The sequence below is a fragment of the Bradyrhizobium lupini genome (assembly GCF_040939785.1).
Classification (GTDB): domain Bacteria; phylum Pseudomonadota; class Alphaproteobacteria; order Rhizobiales; family Xanthobacteraceae; genus Bradyrhizobium; species Bradyrhizobium canariense_D.
This window is the reverse complement of record NZ_CP162553.1, coordinates 2,915,866-2,937,310: the sequence shown is the minus strand read 5'-3', so window position 1 is coordinate 2,937,310 and position 21,445 is coordinate 2,915,866. Positions and strand designations below refer to the sequence as shown.

The following is a 21,445-nucleotide window of genomic DNA, read 5'->3' as shown; positions in this document are numbered from 1 at the left end:
AAACGACAATGAACACGGATCTCAACCGGGTCGTCCAAAAGCTCTGCGGTGCCGCGATCTGCGCCGCGCTGCTCACCTCGACCTCCCTCGCGCGTGAGAAGCCGGACCCGCTCGGAAGCGCGCGTCAGGTCAAGACCGACGTCGCCGGTCTCAATGCTCCCGCGCAGATTCTGGTCGATGTCTGGGGCATCCCCCACATCTATGCAGACAATGAGCACGACCTGTTTTTCCTGCAGGGCTTCAACGCCGCGCGCGACCGGCTCTGGCAGATCGATCTCTGGCGCAAGCGCGGACTTGGTCTGCTGGCTAAGGATTTCGGCCCGGCCTATGCCGAACAGGACAAGGCGCTGCGGCTCTTTCTCTATCGCGGCGATATGAATGCGGAATGGGCGGCTTACGGCCCCAAGGGGAGGACCTATGCGGAGGCATTCGTCGCCGGGGTCAACGCCTATGTCGCCGATGTGCGCGCGGGCAAGCGCCCGCTGCCGATCGAATTCAGGATCGCCGGTACCAGGCCGGATCCGTGGACGGCGGACGACATCGTCCGCATCCGCAGCCACGGCCTGACGCGCAATGTCGCCTCCGAGGTCAAGCGCTCGTTGGTCGCCTGTGCGGCCGGCCTCGATGCCGATCGGTTTCGCGTCAAGCTCGAGCCGGCCTGGACGACGAAGATTCCCGATGGTCTCGATCCCTGCAGCGTGCCGAAGGCGGTGCTGGCGCCTTACGATCTGGCAACGCGTCCGGTCGCCTTTGCCGCGCCGAAAGATCGCCAGGCCGCACTCGCGCACGATCCCGACAAGTACCTCACCGAGGCCGACCAGCAACGCGACACCATCGGCTCCAACAATTGGGTGATCGCGGCGTCGCGGACCGCGACGGGACGGCCGATCCTCGCCAACGATCCGCATCGCGAGCACAGCGTGCCGTCGCTGCGCTACATCGTCGGCCTCAATGCGCCCGGCCTCTCCGTGATCGGTGCGGGCGAGCCGGCGCTGCCCGGCATCTCAATCGGCCACAACGGCACCATCGCCTTCGGTCTCACCATCTTCAACGTCGACCAGGAAGACCTCTACGTCTACGAGCTCAATCCGGAGAATCCCAACCAGTACCGCTATGGCACTGGCTGGGAGGACATGCGCATCGTCCACGAGAAAGAGCAGGTGAAAGGCGAGAGCGATCGCGATCTCGAGCTGAAATTCACCCGGCATGGTCCGGTGATCTATGTCGATGACGCCAACAAGCGCGCCTTCGCCGTGCGCTCGATCTGGTTCGAGCCCGGCACCTCGGCCTATTTCGGCTCCTCCGACTACATGACCGCGAAGGACTGGAACGGATTCCTCGGCGCAATGCGGCGCTGGGGCGCGCCGTCGGAGAATCAGGTCTATGCGGACACCAAGGGCAATATCGGCTGGGTCGCCGCCGGCAAGACGCCGCGGCGCGCCAACTATGATGGCCTGATGCCGGTGCCCGGCGACGGCCGCTACGAATGGCAGGGTTTTCTCTCGCTCGACGAACTGCCCAAGGCCTATCAGCCCAAGCAGGGCTTTCTCGCCACCGCCAACCAGATGAACCTGCCGGCGGATTATCCCGTCAGCGAGCGCAAGGTCGGCTTCGAATGGGCGGACAGTGCGCGCTGGCAGCGTATCACCGAGGTCCTGAAGGCCAACAGCAAGGTGACGCTGGCCGATGCCATGGATCTGCAGAACGACGACACCACGATGCTGGGCCGGCGGCTGGTCAAGCTGTTGCAGCCGCTCACTTCGGACGATGCCAACGTGAAGAAGGGCCTCGAACTGCTCAAGCCGTGGAATGCCCGTGATGCCGCCGACAGTGCCGCTGCTGCGGTGTTCGAGGTCTGGATCGCCAATCATCTTGGACCGGTACTGTTGAAGACCACGGCGCCCAAGGCCGCCGACCTGATCGCGCCCGAGGCGTCGAGCATTTCGGCGCTTGTTGCCTTCTTGGAATCTCCAGACGCGTCGTTTGGCTCCGATCCCGCCGCCGCGCGCGACCAGATCCTGCGCGACAGCCTCGGCGCCGCGGTGGCCGATGTGACGGCCAAGCTCGGGGCCGATTCCTCAACCTGGCGCTGGGGCCGCCTGCACGTCGCAAAATTCGACCATGCTCTGATGCCGCTTGCCGACAAGGCGACGGCCGCTCAGCTCTCGGTCGGTCCGCTGGCCTACGGCGGCGCGGCCAATGTGCCGCGCGCGGCCACCTACCGCCGCACCGATTATCAGCTGTTCGCCGGCGCCTCGTTCCGCATGGTGCTCGACGTCGGCAATTGGGATGCGAGCCGCACCATCAACACGCCGGGCCAGTCGGGCGATCCCTTCAGCGGCCACTATCGCGACCTCGCGCCGCTGTGGGCGACCGGCCAGTATGTGCCGCTGCTCTACAGCCGCGCTGCGGTCGAAGCGGCGGCGGCGGAGGCGATCACGCTGACGCCGCGGTGAATGAGGCGTATCCACAAACTCCGCCGTCGTCCTGGCGAAAGCCAGGACGACCCGGAATGTGTGGCCGGCGCTCAGCTTCAAAGGGACGCATCCCATGATCCTCCCCGACGGCTATTCCGACATCCCCGCCGGCAAGATCGCCGCCGTCGTTACCCATCTCGAGATGACCGCGCGCCCCGCGCGCCGCGCCGATCCGCCCGGCGCTCCATCAGGTCTTTGGACCCTGCGCAAGGTCGATACCCCCGCGCTTCATTGGTATCGCGACCTCCATCGCCGCGTCGGCGAGGAGTGGTTGTGGTTTTCGCGGGCGCGCATGAACGATGCCGAGCTCGCTGCCGTCATCCATGCGCCGGGCGTCGAGGTCTATACGCTTGTCGTGGACGGCCGCGATGAAGGCCTGCTGGAGCTGGACTTTCGCGAGGCCGGCCAGTGCGAGCTGGTGTATTTCGGCGTCACCGCAAAACTGATCGGCAGTGGTGCCGCCCGCTTCATGATGAACCATGCACTTGAAATCGCATGGTCACGCGATTTGTCCCGCGTCTGGGTGCACACCTGCACCTTCGATCATCCGTCGGCCGTTGCGTTCTATCAGCGCTTCGGCTTCCGCCCGTTCCGCCGCCAGATTGAGATCGCCGACGATCCGCGGCTCGATGGCACGGTGCCGCGGACGGCGGCGAGGCATATGCCGATCATCGGATAGTGCAGAGCTGCCTCCTACCCGTCATTGCAAGGAGCCCTTGCGACGAAGCAATCCAGTCTGTTTCCGCCGAGAGATACCGGATTGCTTCTCTGCGCTCGCAATGACGGAGCGTGGCACCGTCGTCCCTTTTCATTCGGGCTACGCGCTCCAGATCATGCGAAGCTCGCTAGCTGTTGAAATTCACCGCATTGGTGTTGGCGCCACAAACCAGTACCGCGACCCGCTCGCCGGGTGAGGGGCGATAGCGACCGGAGAGCAAGGCGGCAAATGCGGCGGCGCCGCCGGGCTCGGCCACCAGGCGCAGGCTCGACCACAAGGCCGACTGCGCCTGCTTGATCGCGTCGTCGGCGACCAGGACGACCCGCTCGACATGGGCCCGCGCAATCGGAAACATCAATTGTCCGACACGTCGCGGGGCGAGACTATCGGCGGCGATGCCGCCCGCCGGCGCATCGATCGGCGCGCCTGCCGCGAAGGCGGCGTGAAGCGTTGGCGACTGCTCCGGCTCGACCGCGACGATGCGCGTCCTGCCGGCACTCCAGGCCGCCATGCCACCGATCAGGCCGCCGCCGCCGACTGCAACCAGCACCGTGTCAATGCCCGGTGCATCCTGCTCCAGCTCCATTCCGACACTGCCCTGACCGAGCAAGGTCTCGACCTGGTCGTAGGCATGCACCGCCATGGCGCCGGTCTGCGCGACATGGGTTTCGCTTGCGGCGAGCGCGTCGGCATAGCGGCTGCCCGCAATCACGAGTTTCGCGCCATAGCCTCTGATACGCTCGGCTTTGGCCGGCGAGGTGATCTCGGGCACGAAAATCGTGGCCGGGATGCCGAGCCGCTGCGCCGCATACGCCACCGCCGCGCCGTGATTGCCGCCCGATGCGGCGACGACACCGGCTTCCGGCAGCCGGCGCAACAGCAGGTTGGCGAAGGCACCCCGCGCCTTGAACGATCCGGAATGCTGCAGCATCTCGAGCTTGAACGTGACGGGAGAAGCCGGCAGGCCAAAATCGGCGAGATCGGCCTCAACGAGCGGCGTGCGCCGTATGTGCGGACGGATGACGGCCTCGGTCGCCGCGATCCGCTCCCGATTGATGTCCATTGTTGCTGTCATGATGCCGTCCTTGATAACGCATCCGGCAGCCGCTGTCGCGGCGCCGTTGCATGCAGCGCAATGCTCCACTTCCATGATTTTGCTTGCGCCACTGCGGCCTTGCCGTGGAAACTGATCGGCCCTGCCTCGTCCAAAAGCCAGAGAAGAGCGCAAAACCATGTTCCTGATCGGCCAATATGATTCCCCCTTCGTCCGCCGCGTCGCGATTGCGCTGCGGCTTTACGGCCTCGCCTTCGAGCACAGGCCGTGGTCGACCTTCGGCGACGCCGACAAGATCGCGCCCTATAATCCGCTGCGCCGCGTGCCGACGCTGGTGCTCGACGACGGCGAGGCGCTGATCGAGAGCACGTTCATCCTCGATTATCTCGACGAGCTCGCCGGGCCGGAGAAGGCGATGCTGCCGCGCTCCGGCGCCGAGCGCCGGCATCACTTGCGCATCTGCGCGCTCGCGTCCGGCCTCGGCGACAAGGCCGTGAGCCTGCTCTACGAACGCGTGCTGCGGAAGGAGCAGCTTACGCTATGGGTCGAGCGCTGCCAGGCGCAGATCGCGGACGTGCTGAAAGCGCTGGAGGCCGAGCGCGCCAAGGTGACCACGCCGTACTGGCTGGGTGACCGCATCGGCCACGCCGATATTGTGGTCGCCTGCGTCGTCCGCTTCACCCGCGAGGCCCATCCGCAGTTGTTCGAGCCATCGCGCTATCCGGCGCTGTCGGCGCATGCCGACGCGTGCGAGGCGCTGGCGCCGTTCAAGGAGATCGTGCAGCCACTGTCACCGCCGAAGGGGTGATCGCCGCTACGCGAACCCGACCTTGATCAGGATCGTCAGGAACAGGCCGCCGACGACCGCGCAGACCGCGGCACCGATCAGCGGCCCCAGCGCGCCTCCCCGGCTTGCAGGCTCCAGCACGGCTTGTCCGGGCTGGTCCGGATCGTAATAGACTTGGACGCTCTTCCCAGGCCGATATTTCGCCGCGGCCTCTTCGGCGACCTCGCGCAGGCCGGAGATCATGGTGCCGTTCCAATCGACTTCGGTGCCGATGAAGTCGCGCTTGCCGACTCTGTAGGCGTAGCGCAGGTCGACCTGATAGCGGTGGACGAGCTTTGAAGTCGTCGGTCGATTGTCGTGCTCGGTCTTCTCTTCGATGATTTCCTCGATCACGTCGCAATGGGTGACCCTGCCCGACGCGGTCGGCCAGCGCAGGCTGGCGCTCGCCCGCCGGCGCGTCCGGACATAATCGGCGGCGAGGAACACCCCGCCCACGAGCACGATGATCGGCACCGCGAACGCGAACAGCGGGACGCCCTTGTCGGCGTAGAGCACGTGGCCCGCGAACGAATGCGCGGTCAGGGTGGCGGCGATGACGCCGAACACCATTGTGAACGCCACCAGGGCCGCGACGTTCTGCGCGGCGGCAGGCTCCAGCAGCGCCTCTGTCGGTTGCTTCGGATCGACATGGACCTCGACATGGGCGCCGACCGGATAGCGTCCGGTCAGTTTTGCGGCCAGGACCCTCGTCGTGATGACGGTGCCGCCGACAAAGATCTTGTCGCCTTCCAGCTCCTGGCCGCCGGCCTGATAGCGATAGCGGATGATGGGCTTGGCGTCGTTCCGATCGTCCGAGGAATGCGCCGTCGGCTGGTCGACTTGGGAGACCGTGATGATGCCCTCAACCTTGTCCCAGCTCCGCGCCGCCACCATCCGGCCCCGCATGCGGATCAGATTGAACAGCGTCAATCCAAACAGCAGCACGGCGATGCCGGCGGCAATCTGTGTCCACATCAATTGTTGGGCGTTCAGCATCCGATTCCCCTGCGCTTCGGCGGCGACCGCCATTGGTCGCGGCGAACGCGCTTTGCGTTCGATGCTGTGCGTTGCCCCAGCACATGCCAGGCATAGCTTCACCAATGTCGTCCTGGCGAAAGCCAGGACCCATTGCCCCAGCGGGTCATTTGGCGAAGATTGGTCGTTCGGTATTGCCTGCGATGGCCACCAATGGATCACCCGGTATGGATGGCTTTCGCCAGGACGACAGCGAACGTGTGGCACGCGCCGTGATGGCGACTGGCGAGGGAGTATCAAACGGGCACGGTCGGCGATGATGGAATGTTACAGGTGTTTTGCCCGACGCCGCAAGCAATTTCGGTAAATCGAAAAATTATTCGGTGACACCGCAAAAATTATCGAGCTTTTTCAACCCCATGCCTACTGTGCATGGGGTTGATTTCTCGTTTTCTGTTTGGAGGGCGCCTAACCCGCGCCCGCGCGCTTCTTCTGCCAGACCAGGTGCACCGCGCAGGTGCAGCCCGGCGGATGCGACGCAAGCTCCTTCGACGTCTCGTCGTTCGCCGGCGTTGCCGTGAACGCCGCCTTGTCGCTCGCACCCTCTCGCGTCGGGATGTAGTTCAGAATCGGCGCGAGCCAGCGCTCGGTCTCGGCGACGCTCATGCCCTTGCGCGCAGCATAATCCTCGACCTGATCGCGCTCGATCTTGCCGACTCCGAAATAATAGCTCTCTGGATTGGCGAGATAGAGCCCCGACACGGAGGAGCCCGGCCACATCGCATAGCTCTCGGTCAGCTTCACGCCGGCGGTGTTCTCGGCATCGAGCAGCTCGAACAGCGTGGCCTTCTCGGTGTGATCGGGTTGCGCGGGATAGCCGGGGGCGGGACGGATGCCCTGATACTTTTCGAGGATCAACTCGTCGGTCGAGAGCGCCTCGTCCGGCGCATAGGCCCAGAACTCGCGGCGGACGCGGGCATGCATGCGCTCGGCGAAGGCTTCGGCCAGGCGGTCGGCCAGCGCCTTGCACAGGATCGACGAGTAGTCGTCATTGGCCATCTTAAACCGGTCGGCGACCACATCCTCGCCGATGCCGGCGGTGACGACGAAGCCGCCGACATAATCGGGCACGCCGGTGTTGGCGGGCGCGACGAAGTCGGACAGCGCCGCGTTGAAACGGCCCTCGCGCTTCTCGAGCTGCTGGCGCAGCGTGTGCAGCGTCGCGATCGTCCTGGTCCGGCTCTCGTCGGCATAGAGCACGATGTCGTCGCCCTGCGCATTGGCCGGCCAGAAGCCGACGGTGGCGCGCGCGCGGAACCATTTCTCCTTGACGATCAGGTCGAGCATCTTGCGCGCGTCGTCGTAGAGCGAGCGCGCAACTTCGCCGACCTTGGCGTCGTCGAGGATGGCAGGGAAGCGCCCGGCGAGCTCCCAGGTCTGGAAGAACGGCGTCCAGTCGATATAGGGCACCAGCTCGGCGAGATCGTAGTCGTCAAAGCTTCGGGTGCCGAGGAAGGTCGGCTTCACCGGCTTGTTCGCGGTGAAGTCGACCGGCACGCGGTTGGCGCGGGCGGTCGCCAGCTTCAGCCGCTTCTTGTCGGCCTGGGCGCGCATATGGGCGTCCGAGATCTTTGCGTATTCGGCGCGGACTTCGGCGGCATAGGCCTCGCGCCTCTCGGGCGACAGCAGCGCCGACGCAACACCGACGGCGCGGCTGGCGTCGTTGACATGCACCACGGGGCCTGCGCGATAGCTCGGGTCGATCTTGACCGCGGTATGCACGCGGCTCGTGGTGGCGCCGCCGATCAAGAGCGGCAGCTTGAGGCCTTCGCGCTGCAATTCTGCGGCGAAGAACGCCATCTCGTCGAGCGAGGGTGTGATCAGGCCGGACAGCCCGACGATGTCGGCCTTCTCCGCCTTCACCGTCTCGACGATCTTGGCCGCGGGCACCATCACGCCGAGGTCGATGACCTCGTAATTGTTGCACTGGAGCACGATGCCGACGATGTTCTTGCCGATGTCGTGGACGTCGCCCTTGACGGTCGCGAGCACGATCTTGCCGGCGGACGAGGAGCCTTCCGTGCCGATGCCGTTGGCGAGATTGCGCGCCTTCTCCTCCTCCATGAACGGCATCAGCCAGGCGACAGCCTGCTTCATCACGCGGGCCGACTTCACCACCTGCGGCAGGAACATCTTGCCGTCACCGAAGAGATCGCCGACCACATTCATGCCGGCCATCAGCGGTCCCTCGATCACGTCGAGCGGGCGCTTCGAAGCCTTGCGGGCCTCTTCGGTATCCTGCTCGATGAACTCGGTGATGCCGTGCACCAGCGAATGCGACAGCCGCTTCGCCACCGGCCATTCGCGCCAGGCGAGATCGGCTTCCTTGGTCTGAGTCTTGTTGCCGCGGAATCTTTCCGCAAGCGCCAGCAGACGCTCGGACGCACCGGGGTCACGGTTGAGGATGACGTCCTCGCACACCTGGCGCAATTCGGGATCGATATCGTCATAGACGATCATCTGCCCGGCATTGACGATGCCCATGTCCATGCCGGCCTTGATGGCGTGATACAGGAACACCGAGTGCATGGCCTCGCGCACCGGCTCGTTGCCGCGGAACGAGAACGACAAATTGGACACACCACCAGAAATGTGCGCGCCCCGCAGATTCTTGCGGATCCAGCGCGTCGCTTCGATGAAGTCGACGCCGTAATTGTTGTGCTCCTCGATGCCGGTTGCGATCGCGAAAATATTGGGATCGAAGATGATGTCTTCCGGCGGGAAGCCGACGCGGTTCACCAGGATGTCGTAGGCGCGCTTGCAGATCTCGGTCTTGCGGGCGAACGTGTCGGCCTGGCCGACCTCGTCGAACGCCATCACCACGACAGCCGCGCCGTGACGGCGGGCGATCTTGGCCTCGTGAATGAACTTGTCCTCGCCTTCCTTCATCGAGATCGAGTTGACGACCGGCTTGCCCTGCACGCATTTCAGGCCGGCCTCGATCACGGAGAATTTCGAGCTGTCGACCATTACGGGGACGCGGGCAATGTCGGGCTCGGCGGCGACGAGGTTGAGGAAGGTCACCATCGCGGCTTCCGAGTCCAGAAGACCCTCGTCCATGTTGACGTCGATGATCTGCGCGCCGTTCTCGACCTGGTCGCGCGCGACCTGCAGCGCGGCGGTGTAGTCGCCGGCGGTGACCAGCTTGCGGAAGCGGGCGGAGCCGGTGACGTTGGTGCGCTCGCCGACGTTCACGAAGGGAATGGCGTCGGTCAGGATGAACGGCTCGAGGCCGGAGAGCCGCAAGCGAGGTTCGATCTCCGGCACGATGCGCGGCTTGTGCGGCGCGACCGCAGCCGCAATCGCCGCGATATGGTCCGGCGTGGTGCCGCAGCAACCGCCGACGATGTTGACGAGGCCATCGCGCGCGAACTCGCCGACCAGGCGGGCCATGTATTCCGGGGTCTCGTCATACTGGCCGAACTCGTTGGGCAGGCCGGCATTGGGATAGGCGCAAACAAGCGTGTCGGCGACGCGGCCGATATCGGCGATATGCGCGCGCAGATCTTCCGCGCCGAGCGCGCAGTTGAAGCCGATGGTCACAGGCTTGGCGTGCTGCACCGAATGCCAGAACGCTTCCGGCAACTGGCCGGACAGCAGGCGGCCGGACTTGTCGGTGATGGTGCCCGACACCATCACGGGCATGTCGATGCCACGTTCTTCCGTGATCTCGGCGATCGCGTACAGCGCCGCCTTGGCGTTCAGCGTGTCGAAGATGGTCTCGACCAGCAGCAGATCGACGCCGCCATCGAGCATGCCGTTGATCTGCTCGCCATAGGATTTGCGCAGGTCGTCGAACGTGACGGCGCGGTAGCCGGGATTGGACACGTCAGGCGAGATCGAGGCGGTGCGGTTGGTCGGTCCGATGGCGCCGGCGACGAAGCGCGGCTTGCCGTCCTCGGCCTCGACGCGGCGTGCGGCGTTGCCGGCGAGGCGGGCGCCTGCGCGCGCCATCTCGTAGACGATGTCGGCGAGATCGTAATCGGCCTGGGCGATCGAGGTCGTGGAGAAGGTGTTGGTGGCGACGATGTCGGCGCCGGCGCGCAAGTAAGCGGCGTGGATGTCCTCGATCGCCTGCGGTTGGGTCAGGATCAAGAGGTCGTTGTTGCCGCGCAAATCGCGATGGAAGTTCTTGAATCGCTCGCCGCGGAAGGCGGCCTCGTCGAACTGGAGATTCTGGATCATCGTGCCCATGGCGCCGTCGAGCACGAGAATGCGCTCGCGCGCGGCGTTGAGCAGGGTGGTTCGCTTGGGAGAGGTGGATACGGTCATGCTGTCTTAAGCCGCCTTCTGCGCGCTCTTGGCGCGGATGCCGAGCAAATGGCTGATCGCGAACACGAGATCGGCGCGGTTCATGGTGTAGAAATGGAAGGTGTCGACGCCGTGCTTCGCCAGCTTCTGCACCTGGCCGGCCGCGACGGTCGCCGCCACCAGCTTGCGGGTCTCGGCGTCTTCGTCGAGCCCCTCGAATTTCGCGGCGAACCAGTCCGGCACGGAGGTGCCGGCGCGGGTGACGAAATTGCGAGCCTGCTTGAAATTATGCATGGGCATGATGCCCGGCACGATCGGGATGTTGATCCCGCGCGCGCACGCGGTCGAGATAGCGGAAATAGAGGTCGTTATCGAAGAACACCTGCGTGATCGCGCGGGTCGCACCTGCATCGACCTTGGCCTGCAGCGTGTCGATGTCATCGTCGAAGTCGCGCGCCTCGGGATGCTTCTCAGGGTACGCCGAGACCGACACCTCGATATCGCCGTGCCGCTTCTTGATGCCGGCGACGAGGTCGGCGGAGCTCTGGTAGCCATCGGGATGGCTGGAATAGGCCGTGCCAATGCCGCCCGGGGGATCGCCGCGCAGGCCGACGATGTGGCGGACGCCGACCTCGTGATAGCGGTCGACGATCTCGTCGATCTCCCCGCGGGAGGCGCCGACGCAGGTCAGATGCGCGGCCGGCAGCAGCGCGGTTTCTTTCAGGATGCGCGAGATGGTCGCGTGGGTCCGCTCACGGGTCGAGCCGCCGGCGCCATAGGTCACCGAGACGAATTTCGGGTCGAGCGGGGCCAGCCGGTTGATGGTGTCCCAGAGATTGCGCTCCATATCTTCGGTCTTGGGCGGAAAGAACTCGAAGGAAATCGCAGGCCGCTTCAGGTACCCGTCTTGCCCGCCGGTGTGGGCAGGCATTGTCGCGTCAGTCATGGGCACCACTCACTCTCCAAGGGCGCGCCGGGTCGTTGGCGGCCGGCGGTCAGGTCTAGATTGCGAAAGGCCAAGATAAGCCAAAGCGGCCGCATCCGACAGCCCATCGGTAATGGGAATTGGCCCACTTTGGCGGTGTTGGCATAAAATATTTCGGTGATTTAGAATCGAAGTGGGAAGCTCGATTTGGTATAAAAAGATAAATATATCAGCCAAGTAGGGAGAACTTGCGGATTAACTGGCGCAATATATTGAGTGGGCAATATGAAAGTCATGTTGCCAGATTGATCATTGTCCCAACGCCGCGGCGCGGGTCCGGAGCGCGCGGGCCCTGGCCTGCACGTCAGATCTGCGCGCCCTCCCATTGCCGCCGCGCTGCCCTCCACTACGTTAGCGCGCCATGATCCCGCTCTCAGTCCTCGACCTCTCCGTCGTCACCACCGGCACAAAGCCCGCCGCGGCGCTGCGCAACAGCATCGACCTGGCGCGCCATGTCGATGGGCTCGGCTATGTCCGCTATTGGCTCGCCGAGCATCACAACCTCGCCTCCGTCGCGAGCCCGGCGCCCGACGTGATGATCGGGCAGATCGCGGCGGTGACCAAGCACATCCGCGTCGGCTCCGGTGGCGTGATGCTGCCCAATCACGCGCCGCTGGTCGTGGCCGAGCGCTTCAAGATGCTGGAGGCGCTGTTTCCGGGCCGCATCGATCTCGGCCTCGGCCGCGCCCCTGGCACCGACGGCGCCACGGCCTATGCGCTGCGCAGCCGGCTCGACCGTCGCGAAGGCGACGATTTCCTCGAGCGGCTGCACGAATTGATCCTGTGGCAGACCCGGGAATTCCCCTCGGGCCATCCCTATCACAACGTCGTTGCGATGCCCGACGATACGCCGTTGCCGCCGATCTGGCTGCTCGGCTCCAGCGATTATTCGTCGGAGCTCGCCGCGCAAATCGGCATGGGGTTCGCATTCGCCCATCATTTTGCGTCCCACGATGCGATCGATGCGATGGTGTATTATCGCAATCGTTTTCAGCCCTCGGCCTGGAGTGCGAGCCCGCGCGCGATCCTCGCGGTCGCCGTCATTGCGGCCGACACGGATGACGAAGCCGAAAAGCTCGCCGCGTCTTTCGACCTCAACCGCCTGCGCCGGGACCGCGGCCAGTATCTTCCGTTGCCGAGCGTCGAAGAGGCGCTGGCCTATCCCTATACCGACTCGGAGCGCGCCTCGATGCGGCGCAACCGTTCCCGTCTGTTCGTCGGCAGCCGGGCAACCGTGCAGAAGACGCTGCAGCCGTTGATCGATGCGAGCAAGCCGGACGAGTTGATGGTGATTACCGCCGTGTACGATCACGAGGCACGAAAGAAATCATATTCGCTGCTGGCGGAGGCGTTCGGGCTTAAGGCGGTCGGATAAGGCTCTGGTGCTCCGGCTCGCGCTTCGCGCGTCCGGGACACGAATCTATTCCATCGTCGCGCGGAACGGGTGCCCCGGATACACGCCAACGATGCGGAATTCGCGTGAGAAGAATTTCAGCTCCTCGATCGCGAAAGCGAGGCCCTTGTCCTCGGGGTGGCCGTCGACGTCGGCATAAAACTGCGTGGCGAAGAAATTGCCGTCGACCATATAGCTCTCGAGCTTGGTCATGTTGACGCCGTTGGTGGCAAAGCCACCGAGCGCCTTGTAGAGCGCGGCGGGCAAATTGCGCACCCGGAACACAAAAGTCGTGACCAACGGACCGGAGCCCTGTGCGGCCCATTTCGGTTCGCGCGCGAGCACCACGAAGCGCGTGGTGTTGTGGGCCTCGTCCTCGATGTCCTCCGCGAGGATGTCGAGGCCGTAGATCTGCGCGGCGAGGCGCGAGGCGATCGCGGCGACGGACTTGTCGTTACGCTCGGAAATGTCGCGGGCGCTGCCGGCGGTGTCGGCGTGCACGATTGGCTTGATGCCAAGCTTGCGAATGATGCGCCGGCATTGGCCGAGCGCGTGCACGTGGCTCTCGACGCTCTTGATGTCCTCGAGCCTGGTCCCCTTCACCGCCATCAGCTGATGCCGGACCGGCAGAAACCATTCGCCGATGATGAAGAGGCCGGAGGCCGGCAGCAAATGATGGATGTCGGCCACGCGGCCTGCGACCGAATTCTCGATCGGAATCATGCCGAGATCGGCTTCGCCCGACGAGATCGCCGACAAGGCGTCCTCGAAGGTGGCGCAGGGCATCGGCTCGGCGTCGGGATAGGCCTCGACGATGGCGATGTGCGAATTGGCCCCAGGCTCGCCCTGGAATGCGATTTTCAGCTTGCTCATGCTCGGCCTTGTAACAGCGGCTCAGGATTTGGAAAGGATGCTGCGGGCGGTTTCCAGGTCCGCCGGCGTGTCGACCCCGCGGGGCACGGTATCGACAATGGTGAAGTCGATGCGCATTCCGGCCTCGAGCGCCCGGAGCTGCTCGAGCTTCTCCTGCAATTCCAGCGGCGACGGCGGAAGCCGGACGTAGCGCTCCAGCGCGGCACGGCGATAGGCATAGAGACCGATATGGTGGTAGCGCGGTCCGTCGCCGGTCGGCGCGGTTGCGCGGGTGAAATAAAGTGCGCGCATGCGTCTGCCGCCGAGCGAGGTTCCGATCGCCTTCACGACGCTCGGCGCGAGGTCCTCCTCCTCGGTGTGGATCTGCGACGCCAGCGTTGCGATATCCACGGCGGGGTCTTGCAGCGGCGGCAACACCTCGCGGATGTTGTCGATCGTGATGGTCGGGAAATCGCCCTGCAGATTGACCACGATCTCGGCTTTGCCGTCCGGATCGAGCTTCTGCATGGCCTCGTGGATGCGGTCGGAGCCGGACGGATGCTCCGGGCGGGTCATCACGGCCTCGCCACCATGGGCGGTCACGACGGATGCGATCTCCGCGGTGTCGGTTGCGACCGCGACCCGGCCTATCCCGGCCGCTTCGGCACGGCGCATCACGTGCACGATCATCGGCTGCCCCGCGATATCGGCTAGCGGCTTGCCGGGCAGGCGGGTGGCGGCCATGCGGGCCGGAATCAGCACCAGGATGCGGGGATCGATCATCGGTTCAAGGGCCTGGAAACGGGGCGTTTTCCGCGCCGGGAAATGGGGTGGGGACGGGGGTGAAGCCCGCTCGCTTATACGGGTTGCCAGACCCCGGGCAAACCGATATCTCAATGGCAAAACTCGGGGAAACAGTAAGGAACGTTGATTCTCCGAGGCTCGTCCTGGCGGCCGCACTGGGCCGCTCGATCCTTCTTGCGGTGTGGGGCCTGGCCGGAAATGGACTCTTTCGAACTGAACAAGATTCTCGGTGCCGTGCTCGGCACCTGTCTCCTTCTGCTGGTGACGAGCTTCACCGCCAGTGCGCTGTTCTCGCCCAAGATGCCGGAGAAGCCGGGCTTCGAGATCGCCGTGAAGGAAGACGCCGGCCACGGCAAGGAAGGCGGCGCTGCCGCCGCGGCTGCCGAGCCGATCGAAAAGCTGCTCCAGACCGCCTCGGTCGAGAAGGGCGCCGCCGCTGCCAAGAAGTGCGGCGCTTGCCACACCTTCGAGAAGGGCGGCCCGAACCGTGTCGGTCCGAACCTCTATGGCGTCGTCGGCGACCATGTTGGCGAGGGCCGCGGCGGCTTCAACTTCTCGGCCGCGATGAAGGCCAAGGGCGGCACCTGGGACTTCGATGCGCTCAACAAGTTCATCGCCAATCCCAAGGCAGCTGTCCCGGGCACCGCGATGGGCTTTGCTGGCATCCCGAAGGATAGCGAGCGTGCCGACGTGATCGCTTACCTGAACAGTCTCTCCGACAGCCCGAAGCCGCTGCCGACCGCGGCGAAGTAAGGCCTATCGACTTCGATCTTAGTACGCGGCCAGGCTGAAAAGCCTGGCCGTTTGCTTATCCGGGCCTCGCGGCGTTGTTATCGGGGCGTTTGGCCGCAGCGATCGGCCAGCTGGCCCTCCAAGATGAGGAAAAAGCAACATATTCCGTCGAAACCTCGCCTATATTGGGAACTTAAAGGAGTAGCCTCCTTCAAGACAGGAATGTTGATTTGGCCCTTACCCGACGCGATCTCCTGCTCACCGGCACTGCTGCCGCAACGCTCCCCGCCCTTGGTTCCGTAGGGGGCCTTTCCGGCGTCGGCGTGGCACACGCGCAATCCGCCAACGAGCCCACCTGGCGGCACGCGCTGTCGCTGTTCGGACAGATCAAATACCCGGCGGATTTCAAGCGCTTCGACTACGTCAATCCGGAAGCGCCCAAGGGCGGCGTCGCGCGCCAGATCGCCGTCGGCACATTCGACAATTTCAACATCGTCGTCTCCGGTGTGAAGGGGCAAGTCGCCGGTGCCGTGGCGTTCATCTACGAATCCCTCACGACGGCCTCGCTTGACGAAGTCTCGACCGAGTACGGCGCGCTGGCCGAGGCCGTCAGCCATCCGGATGATTTCTCCTTCGTGACTTACCGCTTGCGGCCGCAAGCCAAATGGCACGACGGCAAGCCGGTAACCGCGGATGACGTGATCTTCTCGCTCGATTCCTTCAAGAAGCACCACCCGCAGTACTCGGCCTATTACAGCCATGTGACGAAAGCCGAGAAGGTCGGCGAGCGCGAGGTAAAATTCGTGTTCGACGCGCCGGGCAACCGCGAACTGCCGCAGATCGTCGGGCAGCTCACGGTCCTGCCGAAGCATTGGTGGGAGGGCACGGATGCGCAGGGCCGCAAGCGCGATGTCTCCGCCACCACGCTTGAAGTGCCTCTAGGTTCCGGCCCCTATCGGGTCAAGGAATTCGTTGCCGGGCGGTCGATCGCGCTGGAGCGCGTCAAGGATTATTGGGGGCGCGACCTCGCCGCCAATGTGGGCCGCAATAATTTCGACGAGCTGCGCTATGAGTATTTCCGCGACGCCACCGTGGCGATTGAGGCATTCAAGGCCGATCAGGTCGATTGGCGCACCGAGAACAGCGCGAAGAACTGGGCGACAGCCTACGATTTCCCGGCCGTCACCGAAAAACGCGTGATCCTCGAGGAGTTCGCCAATCGCAGCTCGGGCGTCATGCAGGCCTTCGTGCCGAACCTGCGCCGCGCCAAGTTTAAGGATCCGCGCGTGCGACGCGCGCTCAATTACGCGTTCGACTTTGAGGAGATGAACAAGCAGATCTTCTACGGCCAGTACAAGCGCATCAGCAGTTATTTCGACGGCATCGATGAGCTGATGGCGACCGGGTTGCCGCAGGGCAAGGAGCTCGAGATCCTCGAGACAGTCCGCGCCGAGGTCCCGCCCGAAGTCTTCACCACGGCCTACACCAACCCGGTCGGCGGCAGTCCGGAAGCCGTTCGCGACAATCTGCGCGAGGCGCTGCGCCTGTTCAAGGAAGCTGGCTACGAGGTGCGCGAGCGCAAGCTGATCGACGTCAAGACGGGCGCCCAGTTCTCCCTTGAATTGCTGAACTCGGATCCAAGCTTCGAGCGGATCACGCTGTTCTACAAGCCGTCGCTGGAACGGCTCGGCATTGCTGTCAGCGTGCGGACGGTGGATCCCACTCAGTACGAGAACAGGACGCGCGAGTGGGATTTCGACATCGTCACTAACTCCTGGGGCGAGTCGCAGTCGCCGGGTAACGAGCAGCGCGAATTCTGGTCCTCGAAGACGGCTGACATCGCCGGTTCACGCAACATCACCGGCATCAAGAATCCGGCGGTCGACAAGCTGATCGAGCGGGTGATCTACGCCAAGGGTCGCGACGATCTCGTCGCGGCAACCAAGGCACTCGACCGCGTGCTGCTGTGGAATCACTACGTCGTACCGCAGTGGACTTATACGAAGGTGCGCACCGCGCGCTGGGATCGGTTCGGCCGGCCGGCGGAATTACCCAAATACGGTCAGTCCGGCTTCCCGTTCATTTGGTGGTACGACGCGGACAAGGCGGCGCGGATCGCAAAGAAGTCGTGAAGGGCATTTCTCGCATGGCGCAGCTTTCACGCCGGCATGTGCTGGCCTTGGGTGCCGGTGGCGCGTTCAGCGCCGCCTGGCTCCGGGGCGCGACAGCGTCCGAGATGCCTGCAGAGGCCCACGGCATGTCGGCCTTCGGCGACCTCAAATATCCCGCCGACTTCCATCACTTCGACTACGTCAATGTCGACGCGCCGAAGGGCGGCACCTTCTCGCTTATCCCGTCGGTGCGCGCGTACAACCAGTCCTACCAGACCTTCAACTCGCTCAATGCCTTCATCCTCAAAGGCGATGGCGCGCAGGGCATGGACATGACTTTTGCGCCGCTGATGGTGCGAGCCAATGACGAACCGGACGGGATGTACGGGCTTGCCGCCAAGTCTGTAAATATATCGGCAGACAGGCTGGTCTATCGCTTCACCATGCGGCCAGAGGCGAAATTCCATGACGGCACCAAGCTTACCGCTCACGACGCGGCGTTTTCGCTGACGTCGCTGAAGGCCAAGGGGCATCCGCTGATCATCGTGCAGATGCGCGACATGGTCAGCGCGGAAGCCGTTGACGATGCGACGCTGGTCGTCACCTTTGCCAAGGGACGCGCGCGTGACGTGCCGCTCTATGTGGCGAGTCTGCCGATCTTCTCGAAAGCATATTATGCCTCTCGCGCTTTCGACGAAACATCGCTCGATATCCCGTTGGGCTCGGGCCCGTACAAGGTCGGCAAGTTCGAGGTCAACCGCTACATCGAATACGAACGCGTCAAGGATTGGTGGGCTGCCGACCTGCCCCCCTGTCGTGGCAGCTACAATTTCGACGTCGTGCGCTACGAATTCTACCGCGACCGCGATGTCGCTTTTGAAGGTTTCACCGGCAAGAACTATCTCTACCGCGAAGAGTTCACCGCTCGTATCTGGGCGACCCGCTATGACTTCCCCGCGGTCAAGGAGGGTCGCGTCAAGATGGAGGTCGTGCCCGACGACACGCCGTCCGGCGCGCAAGGATGGTTCATCAACACGCGGCGCGAAAAATTCAGGGATCCTCGCGTGCGTGAGGCACTGATCGACGCCTTCGACTTCGAGTGGACCAACAAGACCATCATGTACGGTGCTTATGCCCGCACGGTATCGCCATTTCAGAACTCGGACCTCATGGCGAGCGATGGGCCTCCGCCGCCGGAAGAGCTGAAGCTGCTGGAGCCGTTTCGCGGCCAGGTTCCGGACGAGGTGTTCGCCGCACCGTTCACGCCGCCCGTCTCCGACGGCTCCGGGCAGGATCGCAGCCTGTTGCGCAGGGCGCAGCGATTGCTGAGCGAGGCCGGCCTGCCGATCAAGGACGGCAAGAGGATGCTGCCGAACGGCGAGATCTTCAGGATCGAATTTCTGTTGGACGAGCCTTCGTTCCAGCCGCACCATGGGCCCTACATCAAGAATCTCGCGACGCTTGGCATCGAAGCGAGCGTGCGCCTCGTCGACGCCGTGCAATACAAGGTACGCCAGGAAGATTTCGACTTCGATATGACGACCCAGCGCTTCAGCATGTCGGCAACGCCGGGCGACGCCATGCGCTCGTTCTTCTCGTCGCAGGTCGCGGCAACGAAGGGCTCGTACAATCTTGCGGGCGTCGCCAATCCGGCCATCGATGCCATGATCGAGAAGATCATGGCGGCCGACAGCCGCGAGGAATTGACCGTCGCCTGCCGCGCCTTCGATCGCCTGTTCCGCGCCGGCCGTTATTGGGTGCCGCACTGGTTCAACAAGACGCACCGGCTTGCTTATTGGGACCAATTCGGTCATCCGCAGAAGCCGCCGCGTTATGCCAACGGCGTCGGCGCTCCCGACATCTGGTGGTACGATGGCGGCAAGGCCGCCAGGCTCGAGCAGGCGAAGCAGCCATGAGCGCCTACATCGCCCGCCGCATCCTGCTGATGATCCCGACCTTGCTCGGGATCCTCTTCGTCTCCTTCATCGTCGTGCAGTTCGCGCCGGGCGGCCCGGTCGAGCGCGTGATCGCGCAGCTCTCGGGCGCGGACACCGGCGGGACCTCGCGCATTTCGGGCGGCGGCGACTTTGCGCAGCGCGCCCCGGGGCAGTTGGGAGCCGGCGGCGACGCCATCAACTCGAAGTATCGCGGCGCGCAAGGCCTCGATCCCGATTTCATCAAGAAGCTGGAAGTGCAGTTCGGCTTCGACAAGCCGGCGCCGGAGCGCTTCGCGCTGATGGTCTGGAATTTCGCCCGCTTCGATTTCGGCAAGAGCTATTTTCGCGACGTCAGCGTCCTGCAGCTCGTCAAGGAGAAGTTGCCGGTCTCGATCTCGCTCGGCATCTGGCTGACGCTGCTGACCTACCTGATCTCGATTCCGCTCGGCATCCGCAAGGCGGTCAGGGACGGGACGCGCTTCGACACCTGGACGTCGAGCGTGCTCGTACTTGGCTACGCGATTCCCGGCTTTCTATTCGCGATCCTCCTGATCATCCTGTTTGCCGGCGGTTCGTTCTTCAACTGGTTCCCGCTGCGCGGACTGACGTCAGACGGCTGGTCGCAGTTTCCGTGGTATTGGAAGATCATCGATTACTTCTGGCATTTGACGCTGCCGCTGATCGCCATGGGGCTCGGTGCGTTCACCACCATGACGTTCCTGACCAAGAACTCGTTTCTGGACGAGATCCGCAAGCAATACGTGATGACCGCGCGCGCGAAGGGCTGCAGCGAGAATCGGGTGCTTTACGGTCACGTTTTCCGCAACGCGATGCTGATCGTCATCGCCGGCTTTCCCTCGACCTTCATTCACGCCTTCTTCTCGGGCTCGCTTCTGATCGAGACCATCTTCTCGCTGGACGGACTGGGACTGCTCAGTTTCGAGAGCGTTCTCAATCGCGACTACCCCGTGGTGTTCGGCACGCTCTTCATCTTTTCGCTCGTCGGCCTCGTGATCAACCTGATCTCTGACCTGACCTATATGTGGATCGATCCACGAATCGATTTCGAGGCGCGGGAGGTCTGATGACGCTGGCCGCCCCCACCACGCCGATCGAAACCACTGCGAAGTCGCCGCTCGGCAGTGCCGTGCCGATCACTCGCAAACCGTTCGTGCCGTCGCCGCTCAACAGGCGCCGCTGGCAGAATTTCAAGGCGAACCGGCGCGGCTATTGGTCGTTCTGGATCTTCCTGATCCTATTTGTGGTGTCGCTGTTCGCCGAGCTGATCGCCAATGATCGGCCGTTCCTGATCAAATATGACGGCCACCTTTATTGGCCGTCCGTCGTCACCTATTCGGAAACCACTTTCGGCGGCGACTTCGAAACCGCGGCCGACTATCGCGATCCCTATTTGCAGAAGCTGATCAGGGACAAGGGCGGCAGCATCGTCTGGCCGCTGATCCGCTATTCCTACGACACCCACAATCTCGATCTGCCGACGCCGGCGCCGTCGCGGCCGACCTGGATGTTGACGGAAGCGCAGTGCAAGCCCGTCGTCGAGAAGAAAGGCCTCAAGAGCTGCCGCGATCTCGAATACAACTGGCTCGGCACCGACGATCAGGGCCGCGACGTGGTGGCGCGGCTGATCTACGGCTTCCGCATCTCAGTGCTGTTCGGCCTCTGCCTGACCATCGTCTCCTCCATCGTCGGCATCGCGGCCGGCGCGGTGCAGGGCTATTTCGGCGGCTGGATCGACCTGTTGTTCCAGCGTTTCATCGAGATATGGACTGCGATCCCTTCGCTCTATCTGCTGCTGATCTTGTCGTCGGTGCTGGTGCCCGGCTTCTTCGTGCTTCTCGGCATCCTGTTGTTATTTTCCTGGGTGTCGCTGGTCGGACTCGTGCGCGCGGAATTCCTGCGCGGGCGCAATTTCGAGTATATCCAGGCGGCGCGGGCGCTCGGCGTGTCGAACAAGGTCATCATGTTCCGGCATCTGTTGCCGAACGCGATGGTCGCGACGATGACGTTCCTGCCGTTCATCGTGTCGAGTTCGGTGATGACGCTGACGGCGCTCGATTTCCTGGGGTTCGGACTGCCGCCCGGCTCGCCGTCGCTCGGCGAGTTGCTGTCGCAGGGCAAGTCCAACGTGCAGGCGCCGTGGCTCGGTTTTTCCGGCTTCTTCTCGGTCGCGATCATGCTGTCGCTTTTGATCTTCATCGGCGAGGCCGTGCGCGACGCATTCGATCCGCGCAAGACGTTCAGGTAAGCCA

Annotated in this window: 14 protein-coding genes and 1 pseudogene; 9 read left to right on the top strand and 6 right to left on the bottom strand. The window is 63.9% G+C overall.

All coding sequences use genetic code 11. From position 1 onward, the window contains the following. The first annotated feature begins 8 nt into the window (after positions 1–8). Together AB3L03_RS13970 and AB3L03_RS13965 are read left to right on the top strand one after the other, a co-directional pair. Entirely contained in the window at positions 9–2,456 is a 2,448-nt protein-coding gene (locus AB3L03_RS13970; protein WP_085361629.1) for a penicillin acylase family protein, read from the top strand. Positions 2,457–2,550: 94 nt separating this feature from the next. Beyond that, a complete protein-coding gene (locus AB3L03_RS13965; RefSeq protein WP_085361676.1) occupies positions 2,551–3,156 on the top strand; it encodes a GNAT family N-acetyltransferase in 606 nt (201 codons plus the stop codon). Positions 3,157–3,322: 166 nt separating this feature from the next. Here the strand turns inward: AB3L03_RS13965 and AB3L03_RS13960 are convergent, their stop codons facing one another. Beyond that, positions 3,323–4,270: a threonine/serine dehydratase gene (locus AB3L03_RS13960; RefSeq protein ID WP_085385090.1), complete on the bottom strand. Its 948-nt coding sequence runs from the start codon at positions 4,268–4,270 to the stop codon at positions 3,323–3,325. A gap of 157 nt (positions 4,271–4,427) precedes the next feature. Here AB3L03_RS13960 and AB3L03_RS13955 point away from each other — a divergent pair, with 157 nt between their 5' ends. After that, a complete protein-coding gene (locus AB3L03_RS13955; RefSeq protein WP_368508808.1) occupies positions 4,428–5,057 on the top strand; it encodes a glutathione S-transferase family protein in 630 nt (209 codons plus the stop codon). Between the two features lie 6 nt (positions 5,058–5,063). Here AB3L03_RS13955 and AB3L03_RS13950 read toward each other — a convergent pair whose 3' ends face one another. From AB3L03_RS13950 to metF, 3 genes and pseudogenes are all read right to left on the bottom strand, one after another. Further along, the gene (locus AB3L03_RS13950) at positions 5,064–6,071 is read right to left on the bottom strand and encodes a DUF3592 domain-containing protein (RefSeq protein ID WP_368508807.1); all 1,008 of its coding nucleotides are present in this window, start codon (positions 6,069–6,071) and stop codon (positions 5,064–5,066) included. A gap of 447 nt (positions 6,072–6,518) precedes the next feature. Then, the gene (gene metH / locus AB3L03_RS13945) at positions 6,519–10,382 is read right to left on the bottom strand and encodes a methionine synthase (RefSeq protein WP_368508806.1); all 3,864 of its coding nucleotides are present in this window, start codon (positions 10,380–10,382) and stop codon (positions 6,519–6,521) included. A gap of 6 nt (positions 10,383–10,388) precedes the next feature. Continuing rightward, positions 10,389–11,307, bottom strand: a pseudogene (gene metF / locus AB3L03_RS13940) (methylenetetrahydrofolate reductase [NAD(P)H]). A 400-nt stretch (positions 11,308–11,707) separates the two neighbouring features. Between metF and AB3L03_RS13935 the strand changes: the two are divergent. Beyond that, on the top strand, positions 11,708–12,721 hold the full coding sequence (locus AB3L03_RS13935) for an LLM class flavin-dependent oxidoreductase (RefSeq protein WP_368508805.1): 1,014 nt from the start codon (positions 11,708–11,710) through the stop codon (positions 12,719–12,721). Positions 12,722–12,766: 45 nt separating this feature from the next. On the opposite strand, the gene AB3L03_RS13930 is transcribed toward AB3L03_RS13935, so the two are convergent. Then, a complete protein-coding gene (locus tag AB3L03_RS13930; protein WP_085351723.1) occupies positions 12,767–13,612 on the bottom strand; it encodes a prephenate dehydratase in 846 nt (281 codons plus the stop codon). A gap of 21 nt (positions 13,613–13,633) precedes the next feature. Further along, positions 13,634–14,374 (bottom strand): 3-deoxy-manno-octulosonate cytidylyltransferase, encoded by a 741-nt coding sequence (locus tag AB3L03_RS13925; protein WP_018454699.1) that lies wholly within the window; start codon positions 14,372–14,374, stop codon positions 13,634–13,636. 219 nt (positions 14,375–14,593) lie between these two features. Between AB3L03_RS13925 and AB3L03_RS13920 the strand changes: the two genes are divergently transcribed. The 5 genes from AB3L03_RS13920 to AB3L03_RS13900 all read left to right on the top strand — a co-directional run bounded on the left by AB3L03_RS13920 (position 14,594) and on the right by AB3L03_RS13900 (position 21,441). Further along, a complete protein-coding gene (locus tag AB3L03_RS13920; protein WP_018454698.1) occupies positions 14,594–15,148 on the top strand; it encodes a cytochrome c family protein in 555 nt (184 codons plus the stop codon). Between the two features lie 209 nt (positions 15,149–15,357). Further along, positions 15,358–17,259: an extracellular solute-binding protein gene (locus AB3L03_RS13915; RefSeq protein WP_026232797.1), complete on the top strand. Its 1,902-nt coding sequence runs from the start codon at positions 15,358–15,360 to the stop codon at positions 17,257–17,259. Between the two features lie 14 nt (positions 17,260–17,273). Then, entirely contained in the window at positions 17,274–19,154 is a 1,881-nt protein-coding gene (locus tag AB3L03_RS13910) for an extracellular solute-binding protein (RefSeq protein WP_018454696.1), read from the top strand. Further along, a complete protein-coding gene (locus AB3L03_RS13905; protein ID WP_018454695.1) occupies positions 19,151–20,260 on the top strand; it encodes a microcin C ABC transporter permease YejB in 1,110 nt (369 codons plus the stop codon). Before AB3L03_RS13910 ends, AB3L03_RS13905 begins: the two co-directional genes overlap by 4 nt. Continuing rightward, a complete protein-coding gene (locus tag AB3L03_RS13900; protein ID WP_018454694.1) occupies positions 20,260–21,441 on the top strand; it encodes an ABC transporter permease in 1,182 nt (393 codons plus the stop codon). The genes AB3L03_RS13905 and AB3L03_RS13900 overlap by 1 nt, the downstream gene beginning before the upstream one ends. Positions 21,442–21,445 lie beyond the last annotated feature (4 nt).